Below are 20540 nucleotides of genomic sequence, written 5' to 3'. Positions count from 1 at the left end.
GTAGTCCCGGGTAACACTTTCCGGCCGGTCGGCGCTGACGACGATGAGGCTGCCCGAAGGGAATCCGGCAGCGTAATCACATGACCACCGGAGGGTCACCGAACAGGCGGAAGAACGGAAGATCGCAGGCGTGCTCGCGATGGGCGAAGATCACGCTGATTTCTTCCCTGGGTAGTCACGAAAAGGAATCGCACCGCAACCCAGAGATGATGTCTCGGGTGATGCGGCGGTATTTTCCTTGCCTTGATCTTGTTCTGATCTTGTTCTGGTGAGGATGGCCTTCCCGGCGACTTGCATTTACTCCCCATAGGTAATGCAGACTGCCGGGCATGCGCCAATGGAACGACAGCAGAAACGATGATTTCCAGCCTCAGTACGGCGTCCCGTCCCAGTACGACGACGGCTACGACGACGGCTATGGCCACGATGAGCCGTACCGGCGCCCACGCCGCCGCGGCCGGACCGTGAAGCGCGTCCTGATCACCCTGGTCGTCGTCCTGCTGGTCGCCTCGGTCGCCACGTACTTCTGGGCCGACTCCAAGCTCCGCAAGGAAGTCGACCTCAGCCAGGTGATCGACCGCCCCCAGGCGGGCGACGGCACCAACTACCTGATCGTCGGGTCCGACAGCCGCGAGGGCATGTCCGACCAGCAGAAGAAGGACCTGCACACCGGCTCCGCCGACGGCAAGCGCACGGACTCGATGATGATCCTGCACGACGGCTCCTCCGGTCCGACGCTCATATCCCTGCCGCGGGACTCCAACGTCACCATCCCGAAGTTCCGCGGCTCCGAGTCCGGGAAGATCAAGGGTCCCCTGGGTGCCACCAAGCTGAACGCCGCGTACGCCATGGACGGCCCGCAGCTGCTCGTCCGCACCGTCGAGGCCAACACCGGTCTGCACATCGACCACTACGCGGAGGTCGGCTTCTCCGGCTTCGCCAACATCGTGGACGCCATCGGCGGCGTCGACATGAACCTCAGCAAGGGCTTCAAGGACAAGCAGGCCGGCGCCGACTTCCAGGCGGGCGAGCAGACGATGAACGGGCGGCAGGCGCTCGCGTTCGTCCGCAGCCGGCACGCGTTCGCCGCCAGTGACCTGGAGCGCACGAAGAACCAGCAGAAGTTCCTGTCCGCGCTGGCCTCCCAGACCGCTTCGCCCGGCACGCTGCTGAACCCGTTCAAGCTCTACCCCGCCATGGGGGCCGGTCTGGACACCCTGATCGTCGACAAGGACATGAACCCCTACTACCTGGCCCGGATGTTCCTCGCCATGAAGGACGTCACCAGCAACGGGGGCAAGTCGCTGAACATGCCGACCGCGGGCAGCGTCGGCGGCAACCTCCAGTGGGACCAGGCCAAGGTCAAGCAGCTGGTGCAGCAGCTCAACAACGACGAGCCGGTCACCGTCACCGACAACACCCCCTGACCCCGCCCCTCCGCGCGCGGGCCCGCCACCGCCCGCGCGCGGAGAGCGCGGAGGGCGCCGCTCAGCCGGTGGGGTCGAGGTCGACGCGCACGGTCAGCAGGTTGTTGCCCAGGGCGCGGACCGCGGCGCTGTTGTAGCGGGGGAGGGACCTGAGGCGGGCGCGGGGGTCGTCCTCGGGGAGCGGGTGCGCGGTGCCGGTGTGCCAGGTGCCGTTGATGCGGACCCGGACCCTGGGATCGGCCCGGAGATTCCGTACATACTGCGACTTGTCGCCGAACTCCGACACGAACCAGAACGCGTCGCCGACGCGACGCCCGCCGACCGGGGTGCGCCGGGGCAGGCCGGAGACCCGGCCGGTGGTCTCCAGGAGGGTCTGGAACGGCAACCGGGAGAGGAGCGGGTTGCCGACGCGGCGCTGGAAGGTCGTGACGATGCGGTGCTTGCGGCCGTGGTGACGGGACATCCGTGGCCCTCTCGTTCGTCGGTCCGCCCATGATCTCAGCGGGCCCGGTAGGTGACCGGATCGGTGCCGGGGACGGGCTCGGCGCGGCCCTCGTTCACCAGGCGGCGGAGGTGGGCCTCGGCCTCTGATACGGCGATGTTGCGGGAGCCGTAGGGGATGTCGGGCCAGGGGCGGTTCCACTCCATGCGCTCGGCGAGCTGCCAGGGGGTGTGCGGGGTCGCGAGGAGGGCGCGGAGGTTCGCCAGGCGCGCCTCGTGGTGCTGGAGGAGGGCGCGGACGCGGCCGGGGGCGTCGGTGAAGGCGTGCTGGTGGGCCGGGAGGACCTCGGCCGGATCGAGGGCGGCGATGCGCTTCAGGGAGGTCAGGTAGTCGCCGAGCGGGTCGGTGCGGTGGGCGTCGGTCGGGTCCTCGTACAGCCCGATGTGCGGGCTGATCTCGGGGAGCAGATGGTCGCCGGAGAAGAGCCTGCCGTAGCCGTCGTGGGTCGCGGTGGGATGGGCCTCTTCGAGGTGGAGGCAGACGTGTCCTGGGGTGTGGCCCGGGGTCCAGATGGCGCGCAGGCGGCGGCCGGGGAGGTCGAGGAGTTCGCCGGGGGCGATCTCGCGGTCGGGAAGGGCGGCCCGTTGCCCCGGGAGGTCCGTACGGCCCGCGGCTCGGGCGGCGCGCAACGGGGCGAGATGGTCCTCGGGGGCACCGGCCGCGGCCAGCTTCTCGGCGAGGTAGTCGAGCCAGAGGGCGGGGTCGGCCTCCCGGGTGCGGCGTACGACGTGGGCGTCGGCGCCGTGCATGGCTATCCACGCGCCCGATGCCTCCCGCACCTGGCCGGAGAGCCCGTGGTGGTCGGGGTGGTGGTGGGTGACGAGGACGCCGTGGACCGCGGAGACCTCGGTGCCGCACGCGGTCAGCCCGGCGGTGAGGGTGTCCCAGGCGGTCGGATCGTCCCAGCCGGTGTCGATGAGGACCGGCCCGCGGTCGGTGTCGAGGAGATGGACGAGGGTGTGGCCGAGCGGGTTGTCCGGGATGGGGACGGGGATGCTCCACACCCCGCCGCCGTGGTCGATGACATCGGTCGCCTCTGGCACGGGGTCCCCTTTCCGCGAGTGCGGCCGGATCACCGGCCCGCACCACCGGCAGCGCATGCATTGCCGACTATAACTGGAACTGGTATCAGTTCTGATGCATCGTCAGGTATCGGCGGGAGGCATCAGCGATGGGCGACCTCATCGAGTACGGGCAGCTCTTCATCGGCGGGGCGCTGGTCGACCCGGCCGGGGCGGAGACCATCGAGGTCGTCTCGCCGCATACGGAACAGGCCATCGGGCGGGTGCCGCACGCCGCGCGGGCCGATGTGGACCGGGCGGTCGCGGCGGCGCGGCGGGCGTTCGACGAGGGGGAGTGGCCGCGTACCCCGCTGGAGGAGCGGATCGCCGTCGTCACGCGCATCAAGGACGCGATCGCCGTACGGCACGAGGAGATCGCGAAGGTCATCAGCGCGCAGAACGGCTCCCCGTACTCCTGGAGCGTCCTCGCCCAGGCGCTCGGCGCGATGATGGTGTGGGACGCGGCGATCACGGTGGCGCGCGACTTCACCTTCGAGGAGCCGCGGGCCGGGGTGCTCGGGCCGCTGCTGGTGCGGCGGGAGCCGGTCGGGGTGGTGGCGGCTGTCGTGCCGTGGAACGTGCCGCAGTTCGTGGCTGGCGCAAAGCTGGCCCCTGCGCTGCTGGCGGGATGTTCGGTGATCCTCAAGCCGTCGCCCGAGACGCCGCTGGACGCGTATCTGCTGGCGGAGATCGCGACCGAGGCGGGGCTGCCGGAGGGGGTGCTGTCGATCCTTCCGGCGGACCGGGACGTCAGCGAGTACCTGGTCGGGCATCCGGGCGTCGACAAGGTGTCGTTCACCGGGTCGGTGACGGCGGGCAAGCGCGTCATGGAGGTGGCATCGCGCCATCTGACCCGGGTGACGCTGGAGTTGGGCGGCAAGTCGGCCGCGGTGATCCTGCCCGACGCGGATCTGGAGGCGGCGGTCGCGGGCATCGTGCCCAACGCGTGGATGAACAACGGGCAGGCGTGCGTCGCCCAGACCCGCATCCTCGCCCCGCGCAGCCATTACGACGAGCTGGCCGAGCGCTTCGCGGCCGCCGCATCCGCCCTGGTGGTCGGCGATCCGCTGGACCCGGCGACCCAGGTCGGCCCGCTGGTGGCGCGGCGGCAGCAGCGGCGGTCGCTGGACTACATCGCGCTCGGGCAGCGTGAGGGTGCCAAGGTGCTGACGGGCGGCGGCCGCCCCGAGGCCCAGGACACCGGGTGGTACGTGGAGCCGACGCTGTTCGGGGACGTCACCAATACGATGCGGATCGCCCGGGAGGAGATCTTCGGCCCGGTCATCTGCCTGCTGCCGTACGGGGACGAGGAGGAGGCGGCCCGGATCGCCAACGACTCCGACTACGGGCTGTCCGGCAGCGTGTGGACGGCGGACGTGGGGCGCGGCATCGACTTCGCGCGCCGCATCCGTACCGGTACGTACTCGGTGAACACCTTCAGCCTGGACATGCTCGGCCCGTTCGGCGGCTACAAGAACTCCGGCCTGGGGCGGGAGTTCGGCCCCGAGGGGCTGTCGGCGTATCTGGAGCACAAGATGATCCACCTGCCGCAGGGGTGGGACGGGGAGCGGGGCTGATGGGGGACCGCTGGCGGATCGAGGTCGACCGCGGCGTCTGCATCGGCTCGGGGTTCTGCGTGAGCAGCGCGCCCGAAGGGTTCCGGCTGGACGCGGCGCGGCAGTCGCATCCGGCCGAGCCGGAGGCGGACGCGTCCGAGGCGGTGCTGGTGGCGGCCGAGGGGTGCCCGGTCGAGGCCATCGCCATCCGGCTGCTCGGAAGCGGCGAACAAGTTTTCCCACCTGATGAGTAGGCCCACGTGATGAGCAGGACTGCGGGGGGCGTCTATGAGGGGGTCCGTTGAAAGGCGTACGGCTTCTCCGGCATCCGTCCGCGACGACCTCCACCATCGGCGCGACATCGGTCCCGGCGGCGGCTACGACGGCACCGATACGGGGACCGGCGCCGCCGCCGTCAAGACCCCGGACCGGCCGTCAGACCCAGCCCTCACACCGTGAGATGCGGATCGCGTCCACTCGGTTCCGTGCGCCGGTCTTCCGGGTGATCGCGGCCAGGTAGTTGCGGATCGTCCCGTTGGACAGGTGCAGGGTCCGGGCGATCTCCGCGATGGAGGCGCCGTCGGCCGCCAGTGACAGGACACCCAGCTCGCGCTCGGTCAGCGGGATCTCGGCCGCCTTGAGGAAGCCGTAGCCCAGCGAGTCGTCGATGAACCGCTCGTGCTTCGCCACGTGCCGGATGCCGTCCAGCAGCCGCTGGGGCGGGGCGTTCTTGTCGATGTAGCCGAGGGCCCGCGCCTTGTGCGCGCGCCGCAGCTGGCCGGGGCGCCCGGCGTTGGCCAGCACGAGCAGCCCGGACTCCGGGCTGCTCTCGGCCGCCGGGGCCTCGGTCATGAGCTTGCCCAACTCGCCCTTGCGCGCGGCCTTGTCGGAGCCGGGGCAGTCCGTGTCGACCACGCAGACGTGCGGTCGTAAGGAGCGGGCTCTGCTACGCGCGTCACGCCAGGCGGCGGAATCCACCTCGAACTCAGGTTCGGCTTGTATCAGTGCGGCCAACGCGGACCGCAGCAGGTATGAATCATGTACCAGAAGAACCCGTATCACGGAGTTCTTCACCCCCTGTAGACGTTGATTCGTCGCACGCCGTCGTCGCTCTGTCGCGCGCCGTTCATGAATACCGGGATTGCCCAACCCGTGAACGCGAAATTTGCGCCAAAGGGGGGCGCGCGGGCGCACTTCTTGCTGCCGTCGCGCGCCCCCTGGGCGCATCGTGCGCCGTCTGCGCCCCTAAGGTGCCGTTGGCGCCGTCAGGTCGATCAGCCGGCAGACCGTCTCGATGTCGATTTTGACCTGGGCGATCGAGGCCCGCCCGGACAGCCAGGTGATCAGTGCCGAGTGCCAGGTGTGCTCGATGACCCGCACCGCGGACAGCTGCTCGGGGGTCGGCTGGCCCTCCAGGCCCATCGCGTCGAGGATGATCGCGGTGGTGAGCCGGGAGACCATGTCCACCTCGGGGCTGACCGAGCGGTCGGCGAAGGTGAGCGCCCGCACCATCGCGTCCGCCAGATGGGGTTCGCGCTGGAGCGCGCGGAAGGCGCGCATCAGCGTCTGGGCGACGCGGGTGGCCGGGTCCTCCTCGGTCGGCGGGCGCTTGCGCAGCGTCTCGTGCATGTGCTGAAGCTGGTCCTGCATGGTCGCGACCAGCAGATGGACCTTGGACGGGAAGTAGCGGTAGAGGGTGCCGAGCGCCACGCTGGATTGCTCGGCCACCTCGCGCATCTGGACCGCGTCGAAGCCGCCGCGGCTGGCCAGCCGGGCACTCGCGTGCAGGATGCGCCGACGGCGCGCCTCCTGCCGCTCGGTCAGCTGCAAGGAGGCCGGCTTGACTTCTGCGGTCATTTGTCTCACTTCGGATGCATAGTGTCTGCGCTGCGGTTGACAAACGGACACCGTGCATGATGGCAGGGTCGGCCTAGGGGCGCGAGTCAGTGAAACTCGTTCTAGGGTCGCGTGTCGCTCGAGCCCGCCGTCCGCCGCGTTTGCCCGGCTCGCGCGGATATGGCCGTGTCTCCTCGACAGGGCGCCGCGCGCAAGGGGCTACCGAGTGGTAGGGATCACCCGTCCCGGCGCCGGGGGCGCGGGGTTCGCCAGGTATCTTCGAGACTTCTCGGGCTATCCGTTAGTGAAACTTGTTCTAGATAATCGTGAGCGGCTACGCTCCCGCTGACGTGCATCAAGGAGGGGGCGCGAGTGACCGCAGAGGCCGCGCAGGAGACCGGAGTCGACCCGCTTCGGACGGCGCCCCCCGCGGCCGCCGCGGCGGGCCGGGCCCAGGGCGGCGACCGGCCGCTGCGCATCGCGCTGCTGAGCTACAAGGGGAACCCGTTCTGCGGAGGCCAGGGCGTCTACGTACGCCATCTCTCCCGCGAACTCGCCCGGCTCGGCCACACCGTCGAGGTGATCGGCGCCCAGCCGTACCCGGTGCTCGACGCCGAGGACGGCGTCACCCTCACCCGGCTGCCCAGCCTCGACCTCTACCGCCAGCCCGATCCGTTCCGTAACCCCGGGCTCCAGGAGTACCGGGACTGGGTCGACGCGCTGGAGGTCGCCACCATGTGGACCGGCGGCTTCCCCGAACCGCTCACCTTCAGCCTGCGCGCCCGCCGCCATCTGGCCGCCCGGCGCGGCGCGTTCGACGTCGTCCACGACAACCAGACCCTCGGCTACGGGCTGCTCAGCATGGAGCGGACCGGCTTCCCGCTGGTGACCACCATCCACCACCCCATCACCGTGGACCGCCAGCTGGAACTGGACGCCGCAGAGGGCTGGAAGCGCCGCCTCTCCGTGCAGCGCTGGTACGGCTTCACTCGCATGCAGAAGCGGGTGGCCCGGCGGCTGCCCTCGGTGCTCACCGTCTCCGGCTCCTCCCGCCGGGAGATCGTCCAGCACCTCGGCGTACGGCCGGGGCGCGTCCACGTCGTCCACATCGGCGCGGACACCGGGCTGTTCTCGCCCGACCCCGCGGTGCCGGTGGTCCCCGGGCGGATCGTCACCACCTCCAGTGCCGATGTGCCGCTCAAGGGGCTGGTCCACCTGGTCGAGGCGCTCGCCAAGGTCCGCGCCGAGAACCCCGACGCCCATCTCGTGGTCGTCGGCAAGCGCCCCGAGGAGGGGCCGGTGGCCGCCGCCATGGCCCGCTACGGGCTCCAGGGCGCCGTCGAGTTCGTCAAGGGCATCAGCGACCCCGAGCTGGTCGACCTCATCCGCGGTGCCCAGATCGCCTGCGTGCCCTCCCTGTACGAGGGGTTCTCGCTGCCCGCCGCCGAGGCCATGGCCACCGGCACCCCGCTGGTCGCCACCACCGGCGGCGCGATCCCCGAGGTCGCGGGCACCGACGGCGAGACCTGCCTCGCCGTACCGCCCGGCGACGCGGGCGCGCTCGCCGCCGCCCTGAACCGGCTGCTGGCCGACGCGGACCTGCGCGGGCGCCTCGGCGCCGCCGGACGGGAACGGGTGCTGCGCCGCTTCACCTGGGAGCAGGCCGCCCGCGGCACCGTCGAGCACTACCGCGCGGCGATCGGCGCACAGGCCCGCGCCGCCCGGACCCGCGCCGCGCGCTGACCGCCACGACCCGACCCGATCTGGAACGACCCCACGCCCCCCGCCGGACGAAAGCAGACCCCCGTGCTGACCGTCGATTTCTCCCGCTTCCCGCTCGCCGCCGGCGATCGCGTCCTCGATCTGGGGTGTGGCGCCGGGCGCCATGCCTTCGAGTGCTACCGGCGCGGTGCGCGGGTCGTCGCGCTCGACCGCAACGGCGACGAGATACGCGAGGTCGCGAAGTGGTTCGCCGCCATGGAGGAGGCCGGAGAGGCCCCGGCCGGGGCCACCGCCACCGCCATGGAGGGCGACGCGCTGGCCCTGCCGTTCCCCGACGACAGCTTCGACGTCGTCATCATCTCCGAGGTGATGGAGCACATACCCGACGACAAGGGCGTGCTCGCCGAGATGGTGCGGGTGCTGCGCCCCGGCGGCCGGATCGCCGTCACCGTGCCGCGCTACGGGCCCGAGAAGGTGTGCTGGGCGCTGTCCGACGCGTACCACGAGGTGGAGGGCGGCCACATCCGCATCTACCGCGGCGACGAACTCCTGGAGCGGATGCGCGAGGCCGGACTGCGCCCGTACGGCACCCACCACGCGCACGCCCTGCACAGCCCCTACTGGTGGCTCAAGTGCGCCTTCGGGGTCGACAACGACAAGGCGCTGCCGGTGCGCGCGTACCACCAGCTGCTGGTCTGGGACATCATGAAGAAGCCGCTCGCCACGCGCCTCGCCGAACAGGCGCTGAACCCGCTCATCGGGAAGAGCTTCGTGGCGTACGCGACCAAGCCCCACGCCTCCCGCGAGGACCAGGCGTGACGGCGCGCGGCCCGCGCCCCGGACCCCGTACCGAACGGCTGACGCTGCCGGGCGTCCTCACCGCCGACGAGGCGCTGCGCACCGTCGAGGGCATCGCCGCCGTGCAGCGCGCGGACGGCGCCATACCGTGGTTCCGCGGCCACCACCTCGACCCGTGGGACCACGTCGAATCGGCGATGGCGCTGGACGCGGCGGGCGAGCACGAGCGCGCCGAGGCCGCCTACCGCTGGCTCGCCGACCACCAGAACCCGGACGGCTCCTGGTACGCCGCCTACCCCGACACCCCGTCCGGGGTGGCCGCCGACGCCCCCACGGACCGGGCCCGCGAGACCAACTTCTGCGCGTACGTCGCCGTCGGCGTCTGGCACCACTATCTGGCCACCGGCGACGACCCGTTCCTCGACCGGATGTGGCCGACCGTCTTCGCCGCCGTCGAGTTCGTGCTGCGGCTCCAGCAGAGCGGCGGCCAGATCGGCTGGCGGCGCAAGGCCGACGGCAGCATCGACCCGGATGCCCTCCTCACCGGCTCCTCCTCCATCTACCAGGCGCTGCGCTGCGCGCTCGCCATCGCCGAACACCGCGAGGAGGCGCAGCCGGACTGGGAGCTGTCGGCGGGGCTGCTCGGGCACGCGATACGCCACCACCCCGAGCGCTTCCTGGACAAGAACCGCTACTCGATGGACTGGTACTACCCGGTCCTCGCCGGAGCGCTCACCGGCCCCGCCGCCACCGCCCGCATCGAGGCGGGCTGGGACCGCTTCGTCGTGCCAGGCCAGGGCATCCGCTGCGTGGCGCCCAACCCGTGGGTCACCGGCGGCGAGAGCTGTGAACTGGCGCTCGCGCTGTGGGTGATGGGCGAGTCCGACCGCGCGGTGGAGATCCTGCGCTGGATCCAGCCACGGCTGCGCGCGGACGACGGGATGTACTGGACGGGGTACGTCTACGAGGACGACGCCATCTGGCCCGAGGAGCGCACCGCCTGGACGGCGGGCTCGCTGCTGCTGGCCGTGGCCGCGCTGGGCGGGGACGAGGCGACCACGGCCGTCTTCGGCGGGGAGCACCTGCCGCGCGGGCTGGACTCGGACTGCTGCGGCTAGGCCCTGTCCGGCGGATCTTCGCGGGCCCGCGACGCCTGGCACGGCACCTCGCTGCGTTGTCGGGATCGTCCGAGTACGACCCGGTACGAGGACGACCCTCCGTCTTGCGATGTTCCCCCAGCTACCGCTGGGAGGTGCCCCCTGCACCAGACGCCGCGGGCTGATCCACGAAGATCCGCCGGACAGGACCTAGGCGGCCGTACGGGGCCTCAGCCCCGGCGGATGCGGCCCGCCACGGCATGGCCGATGAACAGGTAGACCACCGCGGGCAGACCGTAGTTGAGGACCGTCCGCACCCAGTCCGTGTCCATCGTGAACAGGTCGTGGGACCAGCCGGCGAGCCAGCCCGCCGCGTCGCGGACCACGCTCACGAGGTCATTGGCGGGGTTGGCGTCCAGAAGGGCGAACAGGATCCACAGACCGAGGATCACGGCCGCGACGTCCGCGACGACCATCACGACGGCCGCCGCCTGATTGTTTCCGTAGCGATAAGTTCGGGACATGCGAAACGGATTGCCCCGGCAACCGTTCCCAAACGCCTTACGCTGCGTGGTCGGCCAGCACCCGCAGCGTCCGCGGGTCCGGCGCGATCACCAGCAGGTCCGTCACCGGGCCCGTGCGCCACAGCTCCAGCCGCTCCGCGATGCGCTCGCGCGGGCCGATCAGCGACACCTCGTCGGCGAAGGCGTCCGGCACCGCCGCGATGGCCTCCTCGCGGCGGCCAGCGAGGAACAGTTCCTGCACCCGGCGCGCCTCGTCCTCGTAGCCCATGCGGGCCATCAGATCGGCGTGGAAGTTGCGGGCCGCGTGGCCCATGCCGCCGATGTAGAAGCCGAGCATCGCCTTCACCGGAAGCAGCCCCTCCGCGATGTCGTCGCACACCCGCGCCTGGGCCATCGGCGCCACCATGAAGCCCTCGGGCGCCTCCGCGAGGGCCGCTTCGTACAGCGGGGTGCGCTGCGGCGACCAGTACAGCGGCAGCCAGCCGTCGGCGATGCGCACGGTCTGGGCGATGTTCTTCGGCCCCTCGGCGCCGAGCAGCACCGGAAGGTCGGGGCGGAGCGGGTGGACGATCGGCTTCAGCGGCTTGCCGAGGCCGGTCGCGTCCGGCCCGGCGTACGGATGCGCGTGGTAGCGCCCGTCGAGCCGTACGGGCGCCTCGCGGCGCAGCACCTGCCGGATGACGTCCACGTACTCCCGGGTGGCGGTGAGCGGGCTCTTGGGGAACGGCCGCCCGTACCAGCCCTCCACGACCTGCGGCCCCGACAGACCGAGGCCGAGCATCATGCGGCCCCCGGAGAGGTGGTCGAGGGTGAGCGCCTGCATCGCGGTGGCGGTGGGGGTGCGCGCGGCCATCTGCGCGATCGCCGTGCCCAGCTTGATGCGGGAGGTGTGGGCGGCGATCCAGGTGAGCGGGGTGAAGACGTCCGAACCCCAGGACTCGGCCGTCCACACGGAGTGGTAGCCCAGGTCCTCGGCCTGCCGGGCGAGTTCCAGATGGCGGGGGTCGGGGCCGCGGCCCCAGTAGCCGAGCGCCAGGCCGAGCCGCATGACAACCCCTCTCTGACGTGACGTCAGGCTGCTTGCCGCCTGGACTGTACGGCCCGGGTGCGCACATGGCAACGGGCGGGAAAGGCGACGGCCCCCGCCCGGTATTGGGTGGGGGCCGTCGCCTTGCTGTGTGTCAGCCGCGCTGGATGCCCGTGGTGTCCTGGAGGACGCCGCGACGCCCGTCCTGGGTCTGCGCGACGAGCGCCTGACCGCGCTGCTCGACCGCGAGGTACCAGGTGCCGGGGGCCAGTTCGGCGATGGTGCTGGACGAGCCGTCCTCGGCGTACAGCGGCCGGGCCACCGGCACCGCGAACCAGAACGGCGCGAAGTCGGAGCCGACCTTCGCCGGGGCCGGGCCGGGCTGGCCCGGCTGACCGCCGAAGGAGGGCTGACCCGGCTGGCCGCCCTGCGGCTGACCGGGCTGCCCCGGCTGACCGGGCTGGGCGCCGCCCGGGCCCGGGTAGCCGTAGCCCGGCTGCGGGGCCTGCGCACCGTACGGCGACTGGGCGCCGTACGGGGACGGGGCCGCCGGACCGGAGGCGTTCATCAGCGGCGCCTTGAGGGCCGGGACGCGCGGCGTCGCGATGACCGCCGCGGCCATGGCCAGGGTCCCCAGCAGCGCGAGGATGGCGCCGACGCCCGGGCTGCCCTTGTCCGGCGTGACCATGAGCGACCACAGCGAGTCCCAGGCGGCGACCACGACGAAGCCGGAGCCCCACTGGTCGAGGGTGAGCCCGCTGACCTTACGGCTCTCGGGCTGGAAACGCCCGGCGATGACAAGCCCCGCGCCGATCAGCCCGATCAGGAACACCGACGGAAGGACAACCAGGAGCGTGTCCGTGTCCCAGCCATTCGGCATGTCGATACTGTCGCACAACGAGCCGTCACAATCGGCCGAGTAGAAGTCGAGGAAGGAGGCGATGAAGAGCAACACCGCTGCTCCGATCACCACTCCGTCGCCTCGAGTGAGCGAGCGGATGTTCAACGTGAGTCCTTTGTTGTTTCTCGTATACGGACGCTGCCGCCAGGCGCGGTGGCGCGAAGGCGTCGGGGGTGGACCCATCGTACGGGGGAATCAAGCTGATGAGACCGGGGGTGGGGCATCGGTATCCCGGTCGTGACCTCGCGTTCGGTTGTTGGAGACTCAGTGGGGGACTCAGCGGTTCAAGAAGTCCGTAATGCCCTGCGCGATCCCGAGCGCCGCGCGCTCACGCCACTTCGGATCGATCAGTTCCGCAGCGTCTTTGGAGTCGCGCATATTGCCGCACTCGATGAACACTTTCGGAACGGTGGAGAGATTGAGGCCGCCGAGATCGCCGCGCACATTCAACCCGCTGCCGTCGCCGATGTAGTCGGCGGGCTCACTGCCGGTGGCATCCATGAATTCGCTGCGCACGCGTTCGCCGAGCAGACGGGAGGGCGCGGCGATCTTCTCGGTGTCGGCGCCGCCGCCGCGTACGGACTTGGGCAGGATGACGTGGAAGCCACGGGCCCCGGCGGGCGCGCCGTCCGCGTGGACGGACACCACGGCGTCCGCGTGCGCGTTGTTCCCGATCCGCGCGCGCTCGTCCACGCACGGCCCGAACGGGCGGTCGCCGTCCTGTGTGAACTTCACGGTGGCGCCGCGTGCTTCGAGGAGCGTACGGGCGTGGCGGGCGACGTCGAGCGTGAACGACGCCTCGGAGTAGCCCGCCTCGGTGGCGGTGCCGGTGGTGTCGCACTCCTTTTTGTTGGTGCCGATGTCGACGCGGCGGGCGATCTCGGAGGTGTGATCGCGGTTGTTCGGGTTGTGGCCGGGGTCGAGCACGACGACCTTGCCGGTGAGCGGTTTGCCGTCGGTCTTGTTCTTGGGCGAGCCCGACGGGGCCTGGGGAGCTTGTGGTGCTTGTGGGGGCAGAGGTGAGGAAGTGGACGAGACGGTCGGGAAGGAGGAGGCCGGTGCGCCGCCGCCGTTCTGCTCCGTGTCGTTATGCCCCAGGTTGTCCCACAGCAGCCAGCCGCCCAGGCCGACGGGCGCCAGGGCGGCCAGCACGAGGGCGAGGGTGCCGCCGCGGCGGCCGGATGCGGAGAAGAAGCTGCCGTTCGACACGTCCGCGATGGTAGCGGCTGCGGGTCAGCTGAGTGGGTTCGTCCCGGTACGGCGCAGGACGCGCAGTGAGCGGGTCTGTGACACCTCGGTGAACGCGCCGGAGGCGAGGGCGCGGCGGTAGATCCGGTACGGGGCCTGGCCGCCGTCGGCCGGGTCGGGGAACACGTCGTGGATGACGAGCAGCCCCTCGGGCGCGACGTGGGGCGCCCAGCCCTCGTAGTCGGCTGCCGCGTGTTCGTCCGTGTGACCGCCGTCGATGAACACGAGCCCGAGTGGCCTTCCCCACACCGCGGCCACCTGCGGGGAGCGGCCGACCGCGGCGATGACGTGCTCTTCGAGGCCCGCGGCGTGCAGGGTGCGGCGGAAGGTGGGCAGCGTGTCCATCCGCCCGACCTCGGGGTCGACGACCTCCGGGTCGTGGTACTCCCAGCCGGGCTGCTGTTCCTCGGAGCCGCGGTGGTGGTCGACGGTGATGGCCACGGTGTTCGTCGCCCGGGCGGCGTCGGCGAGGAGGATCGTTGAACGGCCGCAGTAGGTGCCCACTTCGAGGAGGGGCAGGCCGAGTCGACTGGCGGCCTCGATGGCGGCCGCGTGGAGGGCCAGGCCCTCGTCGGTGGGCATGAAGCCCTTGGCCGCTTCGAAGGCGTCGAGGACTGCGGTGGTGGGTCGGGTCACGCGGTCATCCTGCCGTATGGGGGGCGGGGTTTCGTTGCCGGGTGCGGGCCGGTGGCCGGTTTGTGCCCACCCGTTCCGCCCCGCGGAGCGATTGCCCACAAACCGGCGGGGTGCGGCGCCCGGGAGGCGGCCGGTTCGGTGCTCGTGAACCGGCGGGGTCGTGCCCGTGAAACCGGCGGGGCCGGGTGGAGCGCGGGTCCAGGGGCGGAGCCCCGGCGGGGGTCTGGGGCGGAGCCTCAGTGGGGGCCGGGGCGGAGCCCCGGGTTCGGGGAGGGGCGGGGTGGGGAATGAGCCCGGGCGCGCACCTGACCTTCCGTCAGATTGGAACAGGTTCTACCATCCGCCCATGGGCATCGCCGTCACGGAAGACCATGAGGAACTGGCCCGCGCGGTGCGAGGGTGGCTGGGGCGGGCGGTCCCGCCGGAGGCGGTGCGCAAGGTGCTCGACGCCGCACCCGGCAGCGGCGCCCGGTCCGCGTACTGGCCCGCGATGGCCGCGCAGGGGCTGCTCGGGCCGCATCTGCCCGAGGGGCAGGGCGGAGGTGGCGGAGGGCTGGTGGACCTCGCCGTCGTCCTGGAGGAGACCGGGCGGGCCGCCCTGCCCGGGCCGTATCTGCCCACCGTGCTGGCCTCCGCCGCACTGCACCGGGCCGGACGGGACGAACTGATCGCGGGCCTGGCCGACGGCAGCCGCACGGGCGCCGTCGCGTTCGGCACCGGGGCGCTCACCGCCACGCCCGGCCCGGACGGCGGGCTGGTCCTCGACGGATGCGCCCCGCCGGTGCTCGGCGCGGGGGACGCCGATGTGATCGTCCTCGCCGCGGCCCGCGGCGCGGACACCGTCTGGCTGGCCGTGGATAGCGCGGCCCTCACCCTCCGCGTCCACGACGCCGCCGACCCCACCCGCCCGACCGCCGAGGTACGCGCCTCCGGCGTGGCCGTCCCCGCGGGCCGGGTGCTGGACGTCGACCCCGAGTTGGTGACGGACCTGGCGTCCGTCCTGCTCGCCGCCGAGGCGTGCGGCACCGCGGGCTGGGCGCTGGAGACGGCGGCCGGGCACGCCCGGGTGCGGGAGCAGTTCGGGCGGCCGATCGGGCAGTTCCAGGCCGTGAAGCACCTGTGCGCCGACATGCTCGTCCGCGTCGAGCAGGCCCGCGCCCTCACCTGGGACGCGGCCCGCGCGGCGGACGAAGCGCAGGACGAAGCGGAGGACGCAGCGCGGGACGTACGCGGGCTCACCGCCTCCCTCGCCGCCGCCACCGCGCTCGACGCCGCGTACGGCTGCGCCAAGGACTGCGTCCAGATCCTCGGCGGCCTCGGCTTCACCTGGGAACACGACGCCCATCTGCATCTGCGCCGCGCCACAGCGGCCCGCGCCCTGCTGGGCAGCGGCGCGCACCACCGGTTGCGGGCCGCCCGCCTCGCCGCCGACGGCGCCCGCCGCGAGCTGCGGTTCGACCTTCCGCCCGAGGCGGAGACCCACCGCCGCGCCGCCCGCGCCGTGATCGCGACGGCGCGCGGGCTGGACCCGGGCGCCGCCCGGCGCGCGCTCGCGCCCACCGGGTACGCCGCACCGCATCTGCCGCCCCCGTACGGCCTCGGCGCGAACCCGCTGCATCAGCTCGCCGTCGCGCACGAGTTGCGCGACGCGGGCGTGGCGCTCAGCGATCTGGGCGTCGCCACTTGGGTGGTGCCCTCGCTCATCGCGTACGGCACGGACGCCCAGCGCGAACGCTTCCTGCTGCCGACGCTCCGCGGCGAACTGCGCTGGTGCCAGCTGTTCTCCGAGCCCGAAGCGGGCTCCGATCTCGCCGCCCTGCGCACCCGCGCCGAGCGGACGACGGAGGGCTGGTGGCGCGTCAACGGGCAGAAGGTGTGGACATCGGGGGCCCGGACGGCGGACTACGGCATCCTGCTGGCCCGTACGAACCCCGGGGCGCCCAAGCACAAGGGGCTCGGCTACTTCCTGGTCGACATGAAGCGGACGGCCGGGATCACCGTCCGCCCGCTGCGCGAGATCACCGGGGAATCGCTCTTCAACGAGGTGTTCCTCGACGATGTGCTGCTGCCGCCGGACGCCGTGGTGGGCGAGGCGGACGCGGGCTGGGCGGTCGCCCGTAACACCCTCGGCAACGAACGCGTCCACATGGCCGACCAGCTGACCTTCGACACCGGTCTGGAGGCGCTGATCGCCCACGTCCCGGACACCGGCCCGGAGCGCGAACGCGTCGGCGGGCTGATGGCCGAGGCCCACGCGCTCGCCTGCATCGGGCTGCGCACCACTCTGCGTCAGGTGTCCGGTGTGGAGCCGGGCGCGGGCGCGAGCGTCCGCAAACTCATCCAGACCGCCCATCAGCAGAAGGCCGCCGAACTCGCCCTGGAGCTGCTGGGGCCCGGCGGCGCGGTGCGCGAGGGCGCGGGGGAGCGGGCGCTGCACGGCTTCCTGATGTCCCGCTGTCTGACCATCGCGGGCGGTACGACGCAGGTGCAGCTGAACGTGGTCGCGGAGCGGTTGCTCGGGCTGCCCCGCGATCCGGCACCGAACGGGTAAAGCCCTCCGCGTAAGGCCGTCCGTATAAGGGCAGGGCGGTCCTAGGACTCGGCGCTGTCCGCAAATGCGCAGAATTGCCGATGCGTGGGGCCCTCACGTAATGCGAGCATCGCCGCCATGTCCACCCCGATACCCCCTCCGTCCGCCCTCCCCTCCACCGCCGCCTCCGCCACGCGCCCGCCGCGTGCCTCGCCACCGGTGTGGGCGGTGCTGCTGGCCGCCTGCTCGGGACAGTTCGTGGTGGTCCTCGACATATCGGTGGTCAACGTCGCCCTGCCGTCCATGCGCCTGGACCTGGGGCTCGGCGAGACCGCGCTCCAGTGGGTGGTCAACGCCTACGCGCTGACGTTCGCCGGGTTCCTGCTGCTCGGGGGCCGCGCGGCCGACCTCTTCGGACGCAAGCGGGTCTTCCTCACCGGGCTCGGGCTGTTCACCGCCGCCAGCCTGGCCGGTGGCCTCGCCCAGCAGCCCTGGCAACTGGTCGCGGCCCGCGCCCTCCAGGGCCTGGGCGCGGCCGTGCTCTCCCCGGCCACGCTCACCATCCTCACCACCGCCTTCCCGCACGGCGCGGCCCGCACCCGCGCCATCGGCACGTGGACGGCGGTCGGCGCGGGCGGGGGAGCGGCGGGCGGCCTGGTGGGCGGGGTGCTCACCGAGTACCTGTCGTGGCGCTGGGTGCTGCTGGTCAACGTGCCGGTGGGCGTGGTGGTGCTGATGGCCGCGGTGGTGTGGCTGACCGAGGGCCGCTCCGGGGTCGTACGACGGCTCGACGTCCCGGGCGCGGTGCTGGTCACGGCGGGCGTCACGGCGCTCGCGTACGGCATCGTGCAGACCGAGCCGCACGGCTGGGGCGCCGCCGCCTCGCTGGGGCCGCTGCTGGCCGGGCTGGCGCTGCTCGCGGTCTTCGTGGCCGTCGAGGCGCGTACGGAGGAACCGCTGATGCCGCTGCGGCTGTTCCGCGTCCGGGCGGTCACGGCGGCGAACGCGGTGATGGTGGTGTGCGGCGGCGGCATGTTCGCCATGTGGTACTTCATGTCGCTCTACCTGCAGAACGTGTTGCACTTCAGCCCGGTCAAGGCCGGTCTCGCCTTCCTCCCGCACAGCCTGTCGATCGTCCTCGGCTCGAAGCTCGCACCCCGGCTGATGGCCCGGTTCGACGGAAAGCTGCTGGCCATCGTGGGCGGAACGCTGGCCGTCATCGGCTACGCGTGGCAGAGCCGGATGACGGCGGACGGCACCTACGTCGGCACGGTGCTCGGCCCCGCGATCATCATGTCGTTCGGGTCCGGGCTGATGATGACCCCGCTCGCCGCCTCCGCCACCTCCGGCGCGGCCCCGTCCGAGGCGGGGCTGGTGTCGGGGCTGGTCAACACCTCGCGACAGATCGGCGGCGCGCTCGGCCTGACCGTACTGGCGACGATCGCCGCCGAACGGATCGCGGCCCGCGGCGGGGGCGGTCCTGAGGCGCTGGCGGCCGGGTACGGCCATGCGTTCGTCGTGGCCACCGGGATCATCGCGACGTCGGTGGCGCTGATGGCCGTGGCCCTGCCGCGTACGCCCGCCGCGCCCCCTACGGGTTCATAGCCAGCCGTTCTGGCGGGCGGCCCGGACGGCCTCCATGCGGTTGCGGGTCTGGGTCTTGCCGATCGCCGAGGACAGGTAGTTGCGCACGGTGGCGGGGGAGAGGTGCACCTTGACCGCGATGTCGGCCACCGTCGCGCCGTCCACCGCCGCCGACAGCACATCGCGCTCGCGCTGGGTCAGCGGGTTGGGGCCCGCGCTGAGCGCGGCCGCGGCCAGGCCCGGATCGATCACCCGCTCACCGGCCAGCACCCGGCGGATCGCCACCGCCAGCTCCTCCACCGGACCGTCCTTGACCAGGAACCCCGCGGCCCCCGCCTCCATCGCCCGGCGCAGATAGCCGGGGCGGCCGAAGGTGGTGAGGATCAGCACCTGGCAGCCCGGCAGCGCCCGGCGCAGGTCGGCGGCGGCGTCCAGCCCGCTGCGGCCCGGCAGTTCGATGTCCAGCAGCGCGACGTCGGGTCCGGTCTCCAGCGCGTGCGGCACGATCTCGTCGCCGTCGCCCACCTGCGCGACGATCTCGAAGTCCTCCTCCAGGCCGAGCAGCAGGGCCAGCGCGCCCCGCATCATGCCCTGGTCCTCGGCGAGCAGCAGCTTGATCACGCCGTGCGGACCCCCTCGGCCTGCGTGGTCTCCATGAGATCCTCCGTATCCACGGGCAGTTCGGCGACGAGCCGGAAGCCCCGGCGCCCGTCGGGGCCAGGCTCCAGCGAACCGCCCGCCGCCGACAGCCGTTCGGCCAGCCCCTTGAGGCCCGTACCGCCGCAGCTGCCGTCCTCGCGGGCCGGACCGGAGCCTACGCCCTGCCCGTTGTCGTTGATCATCAGCCGTACCCGGTCGACGCCCCCGCGGACGTCGATCTCGCAGCGGGTCGCCCCGCTGTGCCGCACCACGTTGGTGACGCCCTCGCGCACCACCCAGCCCAGCAGTGCCTCCGCCTGCGGCGACAGCGGTGGTCCCGAGCGGTGGATCTCGGCCTCGATGCCGGAGGCGTCGAGCGCCGAGCGGGCCCGGTCCAGCTCGGTGTCCAGGCTGCCCTCGCGATAGCCGGTGACGGCCTCGCGGATCTCGGTCAGGGCCTGGCGGCCGACCGCCTCGATGTCCGCGGCCTGGCCCAGCGCGGCCTCCAGGTCGCGCGGGGCGAGCCGTCGTACGGCCTCCGCCTTGACCACCACGACCGACATGGTGTGCCCGAGGAGATCGTGCAGATCGCGGGAGAAGCGCAGCCGCTCCTTCTCCACCGCGGTACGGGCCAGCTCCTGGCGGGTCGCGCGGAGCTGGACGACGGTCTCGAACAGCCCCAGGATCGCCGCCGTGACCAGACCGGACAGGACGGTGCCGTACGTGACCGTCAGCGAGTCCGAGGCCCCGCCGCGCAGGGCGGCGATGGCCCCGGCTGACACGGAGAAGGCGAGGATGACGGGCCCCAGGTGCCGCCCCGGCCCCCGGAGCACGACCCCGGTGGCCAGCGAGAGCAGCGGGAAGCACAGCAGCCAGTCCTTGGCGTAGCCGATGCCCAGGGCGTAGGTGACCGAGGCCAGCCCGGCGAGCAGGAGGAGCGGGGTCCTGGTGTGGCGTCGGCGCTGGTCGAGGCCGGTGTAGACGGTGGCGATGTAGAGCGTGGTGAAGGCCAGCATGCCGAGGGCGCCGAGCCAGGGCAGCGGCGTCTCCCCCCGGACGAGGGCGTGCACATTGCCGCTGAGCATGAACAGCCAGGGCAGTAAGGCCCCACGGCCCGGTAGCTTGAGCCGTTCGATTTCCGCGGCGGTGACGTCCATGGCCCCGACCTTACGGAGGCCGGGAGGAGCTGGGCAGATGCGGATGTCGGGGGATGGCCGTGACATTTGTCCCGAGGGGCGGTGATGAACGGCCACGGCGGGGGCGCCAGAAGGTTGCCCCTGGGCTGGAGCTGACGAACCGTCAGCAGTCTTCCCCCGTCAGGTGGATTGGGCTATACATGGGTGCCATCGGCTAGAACGCGTTCTAAACGCGGCGCGGCCCTGCCGACCAGTGACGACCCCGGCGCGGCCGACGGTGCGGACGGGCGGGCCGGGGTCTTCCCGCCAGCCGGGG

The 20540-nt window shown here is 72.2% G+C and carries 19 protein-coding genes; 8 read left to right on the top strand and 11 right to left on the bottom strand.

Annotated elements, in window-relative coordinates; genetic code table 11:
- The first annotated feature begins 329 nt into the window (after window positions 1-329).
- Window positions 330-1427 carry an LCP family protein gene (locus ACH4TL_RS28995; RefSeq protein WP_398321494.1) on the top strand — a complete coding sequence of 366 codons (1098 nt, stop codon included), beginning with the start codon at window positions 330-332 and terminating at the stop codon, window positions 1425-1427.
- Between the two features lie 61 nt (window positions 1428-1488).
- On the opposite strand, the gene ACH4TL_RS28990 is transcribed toward ACH4TL_RS28995, so the two are convergent.
- Window positions 1489-1890 carry a nitroreductase/quinone reductase family protein gene (locus ACH4TL_RS28990; protein ID WP_398321491.1) on the bottom strand — a complete coding sequence of 134 codons (402 nt, stop codon included), beginning with the start codon at window positions 1888-1890 and terminating at the stop codon, window positions 1489-1491.
- A gap of 35 nt (window positions 1891-1925) precedes the next feature.
- Window positions 1926-2972 carry an MBL fold metallo-hydrolase gene (locus ACH4TL_RS28985; protein ID WP_398321488.1) on the bottom strand — a complete coding sequence of 349 codons (1047 nt, stop codon included), beginning with the start codon at window positions 2970-2972 and terminating at the stop codon, window positions 1926-1928.
- A 128-nt stretch (window positions 2973-3100) separates the two neighbouring features.
- On the opposite strand from ACH4TL_RS28985, the gene ACH4TL_RS28980 reads away from it, so the two are divergent.
- On the top strand, window positions 3101-4567 hold the full coding sequence (locus tag ACH4TL_RS28980; protein ID WP_398321485.1) for an aldehyde dehydrogenase: 1467 nt from the start codon (window positions 3101-3103) through the stop codon (window positions 4565-4567).
- Window positions 4567-4800, top strand: a complete 234-nt coding sequence (locus tag ACH4TL_RS28975; RefSeq protein WP_398321482.1) for a ferredoxin — start codon at window positions 4567-4569, stop codon at window positions 4798-4800. The genes ACH4TL_RS28980 and ACH4TL_RS28975 overlap by 1 nt, the downstream gene beginning before the upstream one ends.
- A gap of 181 nt (window positions 4801-4981) precedes the next feature.
- On the opposite strand, the gene ACH4TL_RS28970 is transcribed toward ACH4TL_RS28975, so the two are convergent.
- Complete coding sequence (locus ACH4TL_RS28970; RefSeq protein ID WP_398321479.1) at window positions 4982-5608, bottom strand: response regulator transcription factor; 627 nt, start codon at window positions 5606-5608, stop codon at window positions 4982-4984.
- A gap of 183 nt (window positions 5609-5791) precedes the next feature.
- Entirely contained in the window at window positions 5792-6403 is a 612-nt protein-coding gene (locus ACH4TL_RS28965; RefSeq protein WP_398321476.1) for a TetR family transcriptional regulator, read from the bottom strand.
- Between the two features lie 351 nt (window positions 6404-6754).
- Between ACH4TL_RS28965 and ACH4TL_RS28960 the strand changes: the two genes are divergently transcribed.
- The 3 genes from ACH4TL_RS28960 (at window position 6755) to ACH4TL_RS28950 (ending at window position 10020) form a co-directional block, all read left to right on the top strand.
- A complete protein-coding gene (locus ACH4TL_RS28960) occupies window positions 6755-8125 on the top strand; it encodes a glycosyltransferase family 4 protein (protein WP_398321473.1) in 1371 nt (456 codons plus the stop codon).
- Between the two features lie 63 nt (window positions 8126-8188).
- The gene (locus tag ACH4TL_RS28955; RefSeq protein ID WP_398321471.1) at window positions 8189-8923 is read left to right on the top strand and encodes a methyltransferase domain-containing protein; all 735 of its coding nucleotides are present in this window, start codon (window positions 8189-8191) and stop codon (window positions 8921-8923) included.
- Window positions 8920-10020, top strand: coding sequence for a prenyltransferase (locus ACH4TL_RS28950; protein ID WP_398321468.1), 1101 nt, complete (start codon window positions 8920-8922; stop codon window positions 10018-10020). The genes ACH4TL_RS28955 and ACH4TL_RS28950 overlap by 4 nt, the downstream gene beginning before the upstream one ends.
- A gap of 209 nt (window positions 10021-10229) precedes the next feature.
- On the opposite strand, the gene ACH4TL_RS28945 is transcribed toward ACH4TL_RS28950, so the two are convergent.
- From ACH4TL_RS28945 to ACH4TL_RS28925, 5 genes are all read right to left on the bottom strand, one after another.
- Entirely contained in the window at window positions 10230-10523 is a 294-nt protein-coding gene (locus ACH4TL_RS28945) for a hypothetical protein (RefSeq protein ID WP_398321465.1), read from the bottom strand.
- A gap of 37 nt (window positions 10524-10560) precedes the next feature.
- On the bottom strand, window positions 10561-11571 hold the full coding sequence (locus tag ACH4TL_RS28940; protein ID WP_398321462.1) for an LLM class F420-dependent oxidoreductase: 1011 nt from the start codon (window positions 11569-11571) through the stop codon (window positions 10561-10563).
- A 133-nt stretch (window positions 11572-11704) separates the two neighbouring features.
- Complete coding sequence (locus ACH4TL_RS28935; RefSeq protein WP_398321459.1) at window positions 11705-12556, bottom strand: hypothetical protein; 852 nt, start codon at window positions 12554-12556, stop codon at window positions 11705-11707.
- A 171-nt stretch (window positions 12557-12727) separates the two neighbouring features.
- Window positions 12728-13660, bottom strand: coding sequence for an N-acetylmuramoyl-L-alanine amidase (locus tag ACH4TL_RS28930; RefSeq protein ID WP_398321456.1), 933 nt, complete (start codon window positions 13658-13660; stop codon window positions 12728-12730).
- A 24-nt stretch (window positions 13661-13684) separates the two neighbouring features.
- Window positions 13685-14281, bottom strand: coding sequence for a class I SAM-dependent methyltransferase (locus tag ACH4TL_RS28925; RefSeq protein WP_398322139.1), 597 nt, complete (start codon window positions 14279-14281; stop codon window positions 13685-13687).
- A 400-nt stretch (window positions 14282-14681) separates the two neighbouring features.
- On the opposite strand from ACH4TL_RS28925, the gene ACH4TL_RS28920 reads away from it, so the two are divergent.
- Together ACH4TL_RS28920 and ACH4TL_RS28915 are read left to right on the top strand one after the other, a co-directional pair.
- Entirely contained in the window at window positions 14682-16886 is a 2205-nt protein-coding gene (locus tag ACH4TL_RS28920) for an acyl-CoA dehydrogenase (protein ID WP_398321453.1), read from the top strand.
- A gap of 117 nt (window positions 16887-17003) precedes the next feature.
- A complete protein-coding gene (locus ACH4TL_RS28915; protein ID WP_398321450.1) occupies window positions 17004-18470 on the top strand; it encodes an MFS transporter in 1467 nt (488 codons plus the stop codon).
- Here ACH4TL_RS28915 and ACH4TL_RS28910 read toward each other — a convergent pair.
- Both ACH4TL_RS28910 and ACH4TL_RS28905 read right to left on the bottom strand, forming a co-directional pair.
- Entirely contained in the window at window positions 18465-19070 is a 606-nt protein-coding gene (locus ACH4TL_RS28910; protein WP_398321447.1) for a DNA-binding response regulator, read from the bottom strand. The genes ACH4TL_RS28915 and ACH4TL_RS28910 overlap by 6 nt on opposite strands.
- On the bottom strand, window positions 19067-20245 hold the full coding sequence (locus ACH4TL_RS28905) for a histidine kinase (protein WP_398321444.1): 1179 nt from the start codon (window positions 20243-20245) through the stop codon (window positions 19067-19069). The genes ACH4TL_RS28910 and ACH4TL_RS28905 overlap by 4 nt, the downstream gene beginning before the upstream one ends.
- Window positions 20246-20540 lie beyond the last annotated feature (295 nt).

Source organism: Streptomyces sp. NPDC021115 (genome assembly GCF_044333065.1).
Lineage (GTDB): Bacteria > Actinomycetota > Actinomycetes > Streptomycetales > Streptomycetaceae > Streptomyces.
This window is presented reverse-complemented; position numbering and strand designations above follow the sequence as displayed.

Bases quoted from the DNA above. Each gene is read 5' to 3' on its own strand.
- ACH4TL_RS28995 (WP_398321494.1), top strand. From the start codon at position 330: ATGCGCCAATGGAACGACAGCAGAAACGATGATTTCCAGCCTCAGTAC.
- ACH4TL_RS28990 (WP_398321491.1), bottom strand. From the start codon at position 1,890: ATGTCCCGTCACCACGGCCGCAAGCACCGCATCGTCACGACCTTCCAG.
- ACH4TL_RS28980 (WP_398321485.1), top strand. From the start codon at position 3,101: ATGGGCGACCTCATCGAGTACGGGCAGCTCTTCATCGGCGGGGCGCTG.
- ACH4TL_RS28975 (WP_398321482.1), top strand. From the start codon at position 4,567: ATGGGGGACCGCTGGCGGATCGAGGTCGACCGCGGCGTCTGCATCGGC.
- ACH4TL_RS28965 (WP_398321476.1), bottom strand. From the start codon at position 6,403: ATGACCGCAGAAGTCAAGCCGGCCTCCTTGCAGCTGACCGAGCGGCAG.
- ACH4TL_RS28945 (WP_398321465.1), bottom strand. From the start codon at position 10,523: ATGTCCCGAACTTATCGCTACGGAAACAATCAGGCGGCGGCCGTCGTG.
- ACH4TL_RS28940 (WP_398321462.1), bottom strand. From the start codon at position 11,571: ATGCGGCTCGGCCTGGCGCTCGGCTACTGGGGCCGCGGCCCCGACCCC.
- ACH4TL_RS28925 (WP_398322139.1), bottom strand. From the start codon at position 14,281: ATGCCCACCGACGAGGGCCTGGCCCTCCACGCGGCCGCCATCGAGGCC.
- ACH4TL_RS28920 (WP_398321453.1), top strand. From the start codon at position 14,682: ATGGGCATCGCCGTCACGGAAGACCATGAGGAACTGGCCCGCGCGGTG.
- ACH4TL_RS28915 (WP_398321450.1), top strand. From the start codon at position 17,004: ATGTCCACCCCGATACCCCCTCCGTCCGCCCTCCCCTCCACCGCCGCC.
- ACH4TL_RS28905 (WP_398321444.1), bottom strand. From the start codon at position 20,245: ATGGACGTCACCGCCGCGGAAATCGAACGGCTCAAGCTACCGGGCCGT.